This is a genomic window from Sphingobium sp. GW821-FHT02B05 (assembly GCF_059421905.1).
Genome location: NZ_JBWKVW010000001.1, coordinates 1,140,356 through 1,153,058 on the forward strand (window position 1 = coordinate 1,140,356; position 12,703 = coordinate 1,153,058).

Annotated in this window: 13 protein-coding genes; 4 read left to right on the top strand and 9 right to left on the bottom strand. The window is 64.0% G+C overall.

Translation table 11 applies throughout. From position 1 onward, the window contains the following. Positions 1-35 precede the first annotated feature (35 nt). The 5 genes from AC07UX_RS05705 to thiE form a co-directional block, all read right to left on the bottom strand. Positions 36-422, bottom strand: coding sequence for a hypothetical protein (locus AC07UX_RS05705; RefSeq protein WP_495190986.1), 387 nt, complete (start codon positions 420-422; stop codon positions 36-38). Positions 423-439: 17 nt separating this feature from the next. Continuing rightward, on the bottom strand, positions 440-1,006 hold the full coding sequence (gene efp / locus AC07UX_RS05710; RefSeq protein WP_495190987.1) for an elongation factor P: 567 nt from the start codon (positions 1,004-1,006) through the stop codon (positions 440-442). Positions 1,007-1,228: 222 nt separating this feature from the next. Next, positions 1,229-1,801, bottom strand: a complete 573-nt coding sequence (locus AC07UX_RS05715) for a M23 family metallopeptidase (protein WP_495190988.1) — start codon at positions 1,799-1,801, stop codon at positions 1,229-1,231. Further along, positions 1,798-2,889, bottom strand: a complete 1,092-nt coding sequence (locus AC07UX_RS05720; RefSeq protein ID WP_495190989.1) for a L,D-transpeptidase family protein — start codon at positions 2,887-2,889, stop codon at positions 1,798-1,800. Before AC07UX_RS05720 ends, AC07UX_RS05715 begins: the two co-directional genes overlap by 4 nt. A 101-nt stretch (positions 2,890-2,990) precedes the next feature. Further along, entirely contained in the window at positions 2,991-3,698 is a 708-nt protein-coding gene (thiE, locus tag AC07UX_RS05725; protein WP_495190990.1) for a thiamine phosphate synthase, read from the bottom strand. 97 nt (positions 3,699-3,795) lie between these two features. On the opposite strand from thiE, the gene AC07UX_RS05730 reads away from it, so the two are divergent. After that, on the top strand, positions 3,796-4,929 hold the full coding sequence (locus tag AC07UX_RS05730; protein WP_495190991.1) for a DmpA family aminopeptidase: 1,134 nt from the start codon (positions 3,796-3,798) through the stop codon (positions 4,927-4,929). 131 nt (positions 4,930-5,060) lie between these two features. Here the strand turns inward: AC07UX_RS05730 and AC07UX_RS05735 are convergent, their stop codons facing one another. Next, the gene (locus AC07UX_RS05735; RefSeq protein ID WP_495191801.1) at positions 5,061-5,966 is read right to left on the bottom strand and encodes a fructose bisphosphate aldolase; all 906 of its coding nucleotides are present in this window, start codon (positions 5,964-5,966) and stop codon (positions 5,061-5,063) included. Between the two features lie 246 nt (positions 5,967-6,212). Here AC07UX_RS05735 and AC07UX_RS05740 point away from each other — a divergent pair, with 246 nt between their 5' ends. Then, positions 6,213-7,412 (top strand): MFS transporter, encoded by a 1,200-nt coding sequence (locus AC07UX_RS05740; protein ID WP_495190992.1) that lies wholly within the window; start codon positions 6,213-6,215, stop codon positions 7,410-7,412. 84 nt (positions 7,413-7,496) lie between these two features. Here the strand turns inward: AC07UX_RS05740 and AC07UX_RS05745 are convergent, their stop codons facing one another. The 3 genes from AC07UX_RS05745 to tkt all read right to left on the bottom strand — a co-directional run bounded on the left by AC07UX_RS05745 (position 7,497) and on the right by tkt (position 11,901). Further along, positions 7,497-8,699: a phosphoglycerate kinase gene (locus tag AC07UX_RS05745; protein WP_495190993.1), complete on the bottom strand. Its 1,203-nt coding sequence runs from the start codon at positions 8,697-8,699 to the stop codon at positions 7,497-7,499. 145 nt (positions 8,700-8,844) lie between these two features. Continuing rightward, a complete protein-coding gene (gap, locus tag AC07UX_RS05750; protein WP_495190994.1) occupies positions 8,845-9,855 on the bottom strand; it encodes a type I glyceraldehyde-3-phosphate dehydrogenase in 1,011 nt (336 codons plus the stop codon). 84 nt (positions 9,856-9,939) lie between these two features. Further along, complete coding sequence (gene tkt / locus AC07UX_RS05755; RefSeq protein ID WP_495190995.1) at positions 9,940-11,901, bottom strand: transketolase; 1,962 nt, start codon at positions 11,899-11,901, stop codon at positions 9,940-9,942. Positions 11,902-12,081: 180 nt separating this feature from the next. Between tkt and AC07UX_RS05760 the strand changes: the two genes are divergently transcribed. Next, on the top strand, positions 12,082-12,270 hold the full coding sequence (locus tag AC07UX_RS05760; RefSeq protein WP_495190996.1) for a hypothetical protein: 189 nt from the start codon (positions 12,082-12,084) through the stop codon (positions 12,268-12,270). Continuing rightward, positions 12,263-12,598 carry a cell division protein ZapA gene (locus AC07UX_RS05765; protein WP_495190997.1) on the top strand — a complete coding sequence of 112 codons (336 nt, stop codon included), beginning with the start codon at positions 12,263-12,265 and terminating at the stop codon, positions 12,596-12,598. The genes AC07UX_RS05760 and AC07UX_RS05765 overlap by 8 nt, the downstream gene beginning before the upstream one ends. Positions 12,599-12,703 lie beyond the last annotated feature (105 nt).

Consider the following 12,703-nt stretch of genomic DNA (forward strand, 5'->3'; position numbering starts at 1 on the left):
TTCTCCGCCGCTCCCAACGTGAACGGCCTGCTTGGTTATTTCTTCGGGGCGGGCTTGGCGGCCGGCTTGCCAGCGGCGGCGGCGGGGCGATAGCCGCAGGTGCCCGCAACCACCGCCAGCATCTGCGACGCATCCTTGCGATCGACCTTGCCCGCGTTGGCGGCGATCACCTTGTCACTTGCGGCGCTGATCTCACCGATCGAATTGGAATAGAGGCAATCGAACAGCGCATTCTTGACCGGCTGCTCGACCTCTTTCGACTGTAGCGCGGTCATGATGATGCGCAGCGTGAACGCCGCGCTGTCCAGCTGCGCCTTGGTCGGTGCGGCCCGCGCCGTCGTCTGCGCGTTTGCCGAAACGGGAAGCGCAACCGGTACGACGCCGATCGCCAGGCCCATCGCCAAACGCGCGGCCAGTGCCATGTTGCGCCCGCGCCGCATCAGTCGGCCCGCTTCACATATTCGCGGGCATAGACGTCCACGACGATGCGCGTGCCGCTGACGATATGGGGCGGCACCATGACGCGCACGCCATTGTCCAGGATCGCCGGCTTGTAGCTGGCCGAGGCGGTCTGCCCCTTCACCACGGCGTCGGCTTCCACCACGGTCGCTTCGATCGTGTCGGGCAACTGGACCGAGATCGGCCGTTCCTCATACATTTCCAGCGTCACTTCCATACCGTCCTGAAGGAAGTCGGCGGCTTCACCCAGCAGTTCGGACGGCAGGTTGATCTGTTCGTAGCTTTCCTGATCCATGAAGACGAGCATGTCGCCTTCGGCGTAGAGATACTGGAAATCCTTGGTGTCGAGGCGGATGCGCTCGACGCTTTCGGCGGAGCGGAAACGGACGTTGTTCTTGCGACCGTCGATCAGGTTCTTGAGTTCGACCTGCATATAGGCGCCGCCCTTGCCGGGCTGGGTGTGCTGGATCTTGACGGCGCGCCACAGGCCGCCCTCATATTCGATATTGTTGCCGGGACGAATGTCCACGCCGCTGATCTTCGCCATGGGAAGAGCCTGCCTATATGTCTGAAGGTGGAAAAGAGCCGGCCTCTTTGAGGCTGGGCGCGCCTTTACAGCGGGCGGGCGCGAAGGGCAAGAGGGAGCCGGGTCGGACCTTAACTTCGCACTTTTCCCGCAAATGCTGAAATTACATGTCCTGCATAGGATATTTTCGGAAAGTCGACCCTCCTTGGCGAATGTAGCATGGACATGGCGCTGTAGGACAGATCAACGCTGCACCAGCAGCGGATAGGGGTTGATCGGCCGCCCCCCATGCCAGGGCTCGCCCGGCCGCATGACGTTCACCGCGAAATGAAGGTGCGGCGCGGCCGGATCGGCATTGCCCGTACTGCCCACCGTGGCGATGCGCTGTCCGCGTCGGAGCAGCTGCCCTTCGCGCAGGCCCGTCGCATAGGCATCCAGATGCGCATAATAATAGATCAATCGTCCGTCGGTCGATCTTTGATAGAGGGTACGTCCGCCATCCCCGCTCCAGAACAGCTTTTCGATGCGACCGTCGGCAGCGGCCAGCACCGCCCTGCCCCGCGCCGCCATGATGTCGATCGCGTCATGCGGCCGGGCGCCGCCGGCCCGCGCCTGCGTGAAGGTGTCTGTCAGCGCGGAAGCGGGCACGCCTTCCACCGGGATCAAAAGCGATCCATTGTCCGGCGTGCCATCGACCTGTGGCGGTGGCGCCCATGAGGATGGCACATCCGCGGGCACTATCCGCACGCAAAAATGGGCGAAGGCCGCGCAGAGAAGCAGCGCCGCCGCTCCCCCTGCCCACGCCCGCCTGCTCATGCCTGAAACTTCGCCTTGACCCCGCTCTTCACCATCTGGGCAAGGCGGGCGGCATCCCAATTGGTCAGGCGGATGCAGCCATGGCTTTCGGTGCGGCCGATCGTCTGCGGCTCCGGCGTGCCATGGATGCCATAATGATCCTTCGACAGGTCGATCCACACGACGCCCACCGGACCATTGGGACCGGGCTTCAGCACAGCCTTCTGATCCTTGCTGGAAGCGTCCCAGAAGAGGTTGGGATTATAATGGAAATCGGGATTGCGGCTGACTCCCTTGATCGTCCATTCGCCCAGCGGCAGCGGATCATGCTGCGACCCGGTCGTCACTGGAAACTGCGCGATCATGCGGTTCTGGGCATTATAGACCTTGAGCAGCCCTTCGGACTTGTCGACCACGATATGGTCCGCCTGCGGCTGATCCTTGGCCACGCCCAGGCTGGCCAGCGTCTCGCCCCAGCCGCGCTCGTCGCCTTCGATCTGCGCCACTGGCTGATTGTCGATCGCGGGCACCCGGATCGTCGCACCAGCGGCTACCTTCGTGTTCGGCGGATTGAGCGCGACGAGCGCCTCTGGCGTGGTGTGGAACCGTTCCGCCAGTTTCTCCAGCAGGTTGCGGTAGGTAAGGGCGGGCAGGCTCGCCTGCTCGTTCAGACCCTTGGGCATGTTAAAAAAAGGACCGCGCGCGAAATCGTCGGGAATTTTCACGAGATAGGTGCTCGGTCGCGCGTCCCCTTCCAGCAGGGCGGCGCCGGTTTTCTGGTCGAATTCCCCCGTCACGGGGAGGTCGTGGGCTGCCTGGAAACCGCGCAACGCCGCCTTATAGCTCATGCCGTCCTTCCCATCGAGAACGCCCGGCGAGAAACCCCAGCGATCGAGCGCCACCTGCGCCATCAGGATGCGATTGGGCTGCGGCGGGTTCTGCTCCTGCACGACCGGGAAATCATAGGCCGCCTTTTTCACGGCCAACTGAGCAGCGGCGCTATTGTCCGGCTGCGCGGCGTTGGGCGCAGGCTGGCTTTCATTGGCATCCGTGACGTTCACATTGCAGGCGCTGCACAGCAGGGCGGCAAGCAACAGGTGATTTTTCAAGGCGCTACTCTCCGTAGTTGTGAGGAGAGAACGCGCGAAAAGGCGTAAGGGTGCGACGCCATCATTCCCCGCTTACATGCGAGAGGGAAAATATAGTGGCATCAGCGCGGCGGCGGGGCCTTGCTGGCCAAGACATCCCTGAAAGCGGCCACGCCGGCGGCAGGACCGTCCGGATGGTTCCATACCGCACCGCTCACCGCCAGGAAATCGGCGCCGGCCGCGACCAGCGGGCCGGCATTGTCCGCCGTCACGCCGCCGATCGCGACGCAGGGCAGTTCGAACAGCGTCGTCCACCATCCCAGGATCGAAGGCTCCGCATGATGCGTCACGTCTTTCGTCGTGGTGGGAAAGAAAGCGCCGAACGCGACATAATCGGCCCCGGCCTCGCCCGCTTCCATCGCCAGATGGCGGCTGTCATGGCAGGTGACGCCGATCTGCACCTTCGGCCCCAGCAGCTTGCGCGCCTCCTTCGGGTCGCCATCGCCCTGCCCCAGATGAACGCCGTCCGCGCCAAGCCGCTGGGCCAATGCCACGCTGTCGTTGATGATGAAGGCGACCTCCCGCTGCGCGCACAGCCTTTGCAACGGCGCGGCAGCAGCGGCGATGGCGTCCTCATCCAGCCCCTTCAATCGCAACTGGAAAGCGGCGACCTCACCCCCGTCAAAAGCCTGCGCCAACCGATCGACAAAATCCTCGCCGATGGTCGGCGGGGAAATCAGGTATAGCTGGCAGGCGGGGCGAAAGCCTGCTTCGAACTGGTCGGCAAAATGTGGATCGAGCGCCAGCTCTTCGTCGGTGAAGTCGGTCATGGGCGCCTTATAGCCATTCAGGCGCGGACGCCAAGAGCGTGGCGGTGCGCCTTCGCCGCTGATAGAGAAAACCCTTCATAAAATTGGGGAAAGCATCATGCGCCACGCCATCGCCATCCTGTTGCTGCTGTCGGGCGCACCCGTTGTGGCGAAGGACACCCAACGGCCGCGTGCGCGCGAAGTCGGCGTGCGCGTGGGCATCCTGTCCCCCGGACCGCGCAATGCCATCACCGATGTCGCCGGCGTGATGGTGGGTCAGGTGACGCTGCCGCGCAGCCATGACGTCAACACCGGCGTCACCGCCATCCTGCCCCATGGCGGCAACCTGTTCCAGGACAAGGTGCCGGCCGGCTTCGTCGCCTACAATGCCTTCGGCAAGTTCATGGGATCGACCCAATTGGCCGAACTGGGCGAGATCGAAACGCCGATCCTGCTGACCAATACGCTCAACGTAGCGGAGGCGGCGGCGGCCTCGGTCGAATGGACGCTGGCCCAACCGGGCAATGAGGAAGTGCGGTCGGTCAACGCGGTGGTGGGCGAAACCAATGACGGGATGCTCAACGATATTCGCGCTCGCCATGTGACGATCGCTGACGCGCGTCGGGCAATTGAGACGGCCAAGGACGGCGTGGTCGAAGAAGGCGCGGTCGGCGCGGGCACGGGCACCATCGCCTTTGGATATAAGGCTGGGATCGGCACATCGTCGCGCAAGCTGCCCGCTTCGCTTGGCGGCTGGACCATCGGCGTGCTGGTGCAGGCCAATTATGGCGGCATACTGACCATCGCGGGCGTGCCGGTGGGCGTGAAACTCGGCCAATATGATTATCGCAAACAGGTCGAGGAAAAGAAGGCGGACGGATCGGTCGTGATCGTGATCGCAACCGATGCGCCGCTCTCCGATCGCAATCTGCGCCGGGTTGCCGAGCGCGCCTTTGGCGGAATCGCGCGGACCGGGTCCAGCTTTTCCAACGGGTCGGGCGACTATGCGGTGGCGTTTTCCACGAATGTGGCGGTACGGCGGACGGCGGCGAAGCGCAACGCCGTGGCGGGGATGGAGGATCTGCCCAATGACAAGATGTCACCGCTGTTTCAGGCGACGATCGAAGCGACCGAGGAAGCCGTACTGAACGCCCTGTTCAAGGCGCAGACGGTGGTGGGCCATCGCGGCACGGCGCAGGCGCTGCCGCTGGACAAGGTGTTGCCGGTGGTGAAGCGTCAAAACGCCCAATAGCCGTTCGCGGCGATCGCAGTCGAGAAACGACCAAAACCGCACTTCCCATATCTAGACTATGCGCGAAACGAACGCATCATTCTCTCATGAAAAGGCCGGGCAGCTCTATCGCCGCCCGGCCCCAAATCCCATCAGGCCGCGACCGGCTGCTTGGCGACCGAAGCGCCGTGGATTTCGTCGATCGCTTCGCCCAGCGATGCGTTGAATTCCTCGTCGGTCATCTGGTAGCGCAGGTCGTTCAGCAGCGCGCGGCTGAAGCTGGCGATGATGCCGCGATTCTTCGACAGCTCGATACAGGCTTCCGGACGCGCAAAACCACCCGACAGGGCGACGACGCGCAGCACGGCGGGATGGTCGACCAGCGGATCGAACAGGCCGGCCTTGGCGGGCAGCGACAGCTTGAGCATCACCTGAACGCCTTCGTCCAGGGCATTGAGATGCTTGAGGATTTCTTCCAGCAATATCTGGTCAGCTTCGGCGCGTTCGGGCGACTTGATGTTCACTTCCGGCTCGATGATCGGCATCAGGCCGCCGGCCAGCACCTGCCTGCCCACTTCGAACTGCTGCGCGACGACGGCAGCAATGCCTTCGCGGTTGGCCAGGTTGATGACCGAACGTTCCTTGGTGCCGAACACGCCCAGGCCCTTGGCGCGGGCGAGCAGCGTGTCGAGGCCGGGATTGGGCTTCATCAGCTGCACGCCGTTCGCCTCATCCTCCAGACCCTTGTCGATCTTGATGAAGGGCACGACGCCCCGCTCGATCAGCGCAGTGGGGGTCGGCTTGCCATCGACGGTGCCGTCCATCGTACGTTCGAACAGGATCGCGCCCAGCACCTTGTCGCCGGTGAAGGGCGGCGCGGTGATGACGCGGCTGCGCATCGCATGGATCAGGCCGAACATTTCCTCTTCGCTCGACCAGGCGCTTTCCTCGACGCCATAGCCCTTGAGCGCCTTGGGCGTGGAACCGCCGCTCTGGTCGAGCGCAGCGATAAAGCCTTCGCCCGTCGCGATCTTCTGCTTCATGTCCTGATCCAGCATCTGCACATACCTTCCCTTGGGCGCCGCGACATCGCGGCACGAAATTAGACTGTCGGTGGACGCTCCACCATCCACCTGCCGGGTGCGACTTTGTAATGATGATCGCCGGTAAAGGGGCTGGTAGCCAGTCCCATGTCGCACCGCAAGGCGGACTAGCCCAAATTCTGCGCCCGGTACGCTGCATCGCACCATGAATCACATTGATACGGGTTGAAAGGTTGCGACTTGGGACCCATAGGGCAGGGCATGACCAGCATAGCCGCCGCCAAGCCCGCCGACCTGTCCCCCGCCGCCATCCTGCTGATGGCGGTCGGCTGCGGCGTGATGGTCGCCAATCTTTATTATGCGCAAACGCTTATTGACGTGATCGGGCCGGAAATCGGCATGTCGGCCAGCGTCGCGGGCCTCATCACCACGCTGACGCAACTGGGCTATGGCGTCGGACTGTTCCTGGTCGTGCCGCTGGCCGACCTGTTCGAAAACCGGCGGATCGTGCTGACCTCGATCGTAGCCACGATCATCGGCTGCCTCGCCATCGCCTTTTCCAACGGCCCGACCAGCTTCCTTGTCGCCTCGATCCTGACCGGCGTGGGCGCGACCGGCGCGCAGGTGCTCGTCCCTCTCGCCTCCCACCTCGCCAGCCCGGAAAAACAGGGGCGCGTGGTGGGTACGGTGATGAGCGGCCTGCTGTTCGGCATCATGCTGTCGCGCCCCGTCGCCAATTTCCTGGCCGGATCGGTCGGCTGGCGCGCGACCTTCATCGTCTCGGCGATCGTGATGGCGATGGTCGGCATCGCGCTGCTCGCCGCCTGCCCCAGGCGCCAGCCCAAGGGCGGCATGCATTATGGGCAGGTGCTGGCATCGACCTTCTCGCAATTGGTCGTGCATAGGGTCGTGCGAATGCGCGCATTCTATCAGGCGGCGATGTTCGCGGCCTTCAACCTGTTCTGGACCGCCGCGCCGCTGGCGCTGATCCACGAATTTCGCCTGGGCCATGCCGGTGTCGGCGCCTTTGCACTGGCGGGGGCCGGCGGCGCGCTGGTGGCACCGATTGCGGGCTGGATGGCGGATCGCAAATTGACCCGGCCCGCGTCCCTTATCGGGCTGGCGGGGCTGACGGCCGGTTTCCTGCTGGCCGACTGGACCGTGGCGGCGGGCAGCCTGATCGGCTTCACCATCATGGCGGTGCTGATCGACGGCGCAGTGCAGATGAGCCAGATCACCGGGCAGAAGCTGATCTTCTCGCTCGATCCCCATGCGCGCGGACGGATCAACGCGGCCTATGTGACGGTGATGTTCCTGGTCGGCGCGCTGGGATCAGTGATCGGCTCCGTCACCTATGAAGCGGGCGGCTGGAGCGCCAGCGCGCTGGCCGGCGCGGCAATCGGCGGCGTCGCCACCCTCGCCTTCCTGCTGTTCGATCGGGGCGCGAGCATCGCGCGGTAAGATATTGTAAAAGCTTCCGTTCGTGCCGAGCGAAGTCGAGACATGCTCCTCGACTTCGCTCGAAGCGAACGGATGATTGCACGATCAGACGAACAGCGCCTTCACGCCCGGCAGTTCCTTGCCTTCCATCCATTCCAGGAAGGCGCCGCCAGCGGTCGAGATGAAGCTGAAGTCGCTTCCCACGCCCGCATGGTTGAGCGCCGCGACCGTATCGCCACCGCCGGCCACCGAGGTCAGCTGACCTTCCTTGGTCAGCGCAGCCGCCGTCTTCGCCAGCGCAACGGTCGCCGCGTCGAACGGCGCGATCTCGAAGGCGCCAAGCGGGCCGTTCCACACCAGGGTCCGGCAATTTTTGAGCGCATCGCCCAGCGCCTCGACAGCGGCCGGGCCGACGTCCAGAATCATCTCGTCTTCCGCGACTTCATGCACGTTGCAGGTGCGCAACGACGCCGGGTTGGCGGCAAATTCCTTGGCCACGACAACGTCATAGGGCAGATGGATGATGCAGCCGGCCGCTTCCGCCTTGTCGAAGATGGCTTCGGCGGTGTCGGCCAGATCCTTCTCGCACAGCGACTTGCCGATATCGACGCCGCGGGCATAGAGGAAGGTGTTGGCCATGCCGCCGCCGATGATGAGGTGATCGACCTGCGTGACGAGGTTGTTGAGCACATCCAGCTTGGTCGACACCTTGGCCCCGCCCACGACGGCCGCGACCGGCTTGACCGGTTCGCCGAGCGCGGCTTGAAGCGCGTCCAGTTCCTTTTCCATCGAACGACCCGCAAAGGATGGCAGCTTGTGCGCAAGCCCCTCGGTCGAGGCATGGGCGCGATGCGCGGCGGAAAAAGCATCGTTGACATACAGGTCGCCGATCGCCGCGATCGCATCGACCAGTGCCGGATCGTTCTTTTCCTCGCCGGGATGGAAGCGGGTATTTTCAAGGATCGCGATGTCGCCGGGGCGCATGACCGCGATGCCATCTGTGGCGGCTTCACCCTGGCAGTCTGGGATGAACTGCACGTCGCGACCCAGCACCTGCGTCAGCGGACGGGTAATCTTCGACAGCGAATATTCGGGGTTCTTCTGGCCCTTGGGCCGGCCGAAATGGGCGAGGATCAGCACCTTGGCACCGCGATCGGCCAGTTCCAGCACGGTCGGCATCGCCGCGTGCAGGCGGGTGTCGTCGCTGACCGAACCGTCCTGCATGGGCACATTCAAATCTTCGCGCACCAGCACGATCTTGCCGGTGATATCGCCCATATCGTCGAGCGTCTTGAAGGGCTTGGTCATATATCTTCCCCTAATCTGAATAGACGTCATCCCAGCGAAGGCTGGGATCGCCCTCGCCTTCCTGCGCCGAGGAAGAAAGCGAGATCCGAGCTTTCGCTGGGATGACGAGAAAGGGCAGACTTTCGCCTGCCCTTCAACCTTCGTCTTACAGGAACTTCGCGACGACGCCGGTGGTGTCGATCATGCGGTTCGAGAAGCCCCATTCATTGTCGTACCAGCTCAGAACGCGGACCAGCTTGCCATCGACCACGGCCGTTTCCAGGCTGTCCACGGTCGAGCTGCGCGGATCGCCATTATAGTCGATCGACACCAGCGGCTCGTCCGAATAGCCCAGCACGCCCTTGAGCGGGCCGGATTCCGACGCGGCCTTGAGCAGGCTGTTGACCTCGTCCTTCGTGGTCGGGCGCTTGGGGATGAACTTGAGGTCCACGACCGAGACGTTCGGGGTCGGCACGCGGATCGACGATCCGTCCAGCTTGCCCTTCAATTCGGGCAGAACCTCACCGACCGCGCGGGCAGCGCCCGTGGAGGTCGGAATCTGCGACAGGGCGGCGGCGCGGGCGCGGCGCATGTCGCTGTGCAACTGATCCAGGGTGTTCTGGTCGTTGGTATAGCTGTGGATCGTCGTCATGAAGCCGCTTTCGATGCCGATCGCATCGTTCAGGACCTTGGCGAGCGGGGCCAGGCAGTTGGTGGTGCAGCTGGCGTTCGAAATGACGATATCATCGGCGGTCAGCGCGTCATGGTTGACGCCGAACACGACGGTGCGATCGACATTGGTGCCGGGCGCGGAAATGATGACGCGCTTGGCGCCGGCGGTCAGGTGGGCGCTGGCCTTGTCCTTCGTGGTGAAGATGCCGGTGCATTCCAGCGCGATTTCGACGCCCAGCGCGGCGTGCGGCAGGTTGGCGGGGTCGCGCTCTGCCGTCACCTTGATCTTCTTGCCGTCCACGACGAGGAAATCACCGTCCACGCTGACGTCGCCGGCCCAGTTGCCATGTACGCTGTCACGCTTGAACAGCAGGGCGTTGGACTTGACGTCGCCCAGATCATTGATGCTGACCAGTTCCAGATCATGGTCGGTGCGCGAAAGAATGGCGCGCGCCACCAGGCGGCCGATACGTCCAAAACCGTTAATTGCTACCTTCGTTGCCACTGCACTAGCCTCCTGGGGTGTTGTTGTTCGGTTGGATAAAGGTTTGAGCGAGCCGTCATCATGCTGGCGGCCCGCCCGGATATGTCAGAGCGCAGCCGCGATCTGCGGCGCGATCTTTGCGGCGGTCAGGCCGAAATGATCGTAAAGATCTTCCGCCGGGGCCGACGCGCCGAAGCTGTCGATGCCAAAGCGCAGGCCGTCAAGGCCGGTATAGCGTTCCCAGCCGAAGGTCGTGCCGGCCTCGATCGAGACGCGCAGCACATTGGCAGGCAGGATGTCGGCCTTGTACGCCGCGTCCTGCGCATCGAAATGCGCGAAGCTGGGCACGGATACGACGTCGGCGCCGATGCCCTGTGCTTCCAGCGCCTTGGCGGTGTCGACGGCGATTTCGACTTCCGAACCGGTGGCAAGGATGACGACCTTGCGCGCGGCGGTGGCGGCGACCAGGCGATAGGCGCCCTTGGCCGAGAGGTTTTCAGCCTTTTCCGTGCGCAGCTGCGGCAGGTTCTGGCGGGTCAGCGCCAGCACCGACGGGCCGGTTGCGTCCTTGAGCGCCAGTTCCCAGCATTCCGCCGTTTCCACGATGTCGGCCGGGCGATAGACGTCCAGGTTCGGGATCATGCGCATCGACATGACATGCTCGATCGGCTGATGGGTCGGGCCGTCTTCGCCCAGACCGATCGAGTCATGGGTCAGGACATGGATGACGCGCTGCTGCTGGAGCGCCGCCAGACGGATGCCGCCGCGCATATAGTCGGAGAAGACGAGAAAGGTGCCGCCATAGGGGATGACGCCGCCATGCAGCGCCATGCCGTTCATCGCGCAGGCCATGCCGAATTCGCGGATGCCATAATAGACGTAACGGCCGCTATAGTCGTCCTTGGTCAGCGGACCGGTCGACTTGGTCTTGGTGTTGTTGGAACCGGTGAGGTCGGCCGAGCCGCCCAGCGTTTCGGGCAGCAGATCATTGATCGCACCCAGCGCCAGTTCGCTCGCCTTGCGGGTGGCGACCTTCTGCGGGTTGGCGATCAGCGTGTCGATATAGGCTTCCAGCGAGAAGTCGGCAGGCAGTTCGCCAGCCATGCGACGGGTAAATTCCGGAGATTTACCGCTGTTTGCAAGGCGACCTTCCCACGCGGCGCGAACGTCGCGACCCTTGGCACCAATCGCCTTCCAGGCGTCGGCAATGTCGGCGGGGATGACGAAGGGTGCGTCGGTCCAGCCCAGGAATTCGCGAGCGGCGGCGACTTCGTCGGTGCCAAGCGCGGAACCATGGACCCCCGAAGTGCCGGCCTTGTTCGGCGCGCCATAGCCGATCTTGGTCGCGCAGGCGACGATCGAGGGGCGGCTGTCGGCGACCGCTTCGGCCAGCGCGCGGCGCACGTCGGCAACGTCATGGCCGTCGCACGACACGACATGCCAGCCGGTCGCGGCATAGCGGGCCAGCACATCTTCGCTACTCGACAGGTCGACGGCACCGTCGATGGTGATCTTGTTATCGTCCCACAGCACGATCAGGCGGCCCAGGTTCAGGTGCCCGGCCAGGCCGATCGCTTCATGGTTGATGCCTTCCATCAGGCAGCCGTCGCCCGCGATCACCCAGGTGCGGTGATCGACCAGATCGTCGCCGAACTGCGCGTTCAGGTGACGCTCGGCGATCGCCATGCCGACGGCGGTGGCCAGGCCCGAACCCAGCGGTCCGGTCGTGGCTTCCACGCCTGCCAGCTCGAAATTTTCGGGATGGCCGGCGCACGGGCTGTGCAACTGGCGGAAATTGGCGATGTCCTCGATGGTCGGACGGGCATAGCCGGTCAGGTGCAGCAGCGAATAGATCAGCATCGACCCATGGCCCGCCGACAGGACGAAACGGTCGCGATCGGCCCATTTCGGCTGGGTGGGATCGAATTTCAGATAATCGCCGAACAACACGGTCGCCACATCCGCCATGCCCATCGGCATGCCCGGATGGCCGCTGTTGGCGGCCTGCACGGCGTCCATGGACAGCGCCCGGATGGCGTTGGCGAGCGACTTTTCGGAAACGGTCATCTGGGCTGGCGTCTTTCCTGAACATGGCAAGCGACGGCGCCCGCGCGCATGCAGGCGAGTCGAGATCGCGCCCCCTTTGTCGCGTCAAGCCCCATGCGTCAACCGCACGGGTGCCAGGAGCGCGGCCAGCTGCCCGAAAGAGCGCTTTTGCAGGGCCTTTTCTTTCGCTATGGATGCAGGATGGCAAGCGACCGCATGATGCAGGCGATCGGCACGCTGGAGCGTGCTGTAAGCCGGCTTGAACAGGATGTGGCGGGTCTGACGGCCCCGGCCGATCCCCTCCCCGCTATGGACCAGAAAGCCGCGCGCGCCGCGCTTCGCTCGCTGGACGATCTTATCGACACGCTGAAAGGGCATGCCCATGGCTGAAACGAACCTGGTGATCGCCAGCCGCCATTATCAGATCCGCTGCCGCGATGGCGAGGAAGCCCATCTGGCGCACCTGGCCAGCCTGATCGAGGAAAAGGCGCGCGTGGCGCAGCAAAGCACGCCGGGGCTGACGGAAGTCCGCACATTATTGTTCGCCGCGCTGTTCCTGGCCGACGAACTCAACGAATTGAAGCGGGACAATGCCGGCCGGCAGGCGCGCCTGCAACTGGACGGCGACGACGAGCCAAGCGTTCGGGCGATCGAGGCTTTGGCAGGGCGCATAGAAAAGCTGCGCGAACGACTTGCCGGTCGGGCCGACAACGCCTAGATTGGTCGGCGACGGGCACTGCGCGGTACGAGCTTTAGCGAACATCCCTGAGGCGATAATCACATCCAAGGGGGCTGTCCCTGGGCGGGCTCCGGCCCGTTCTAC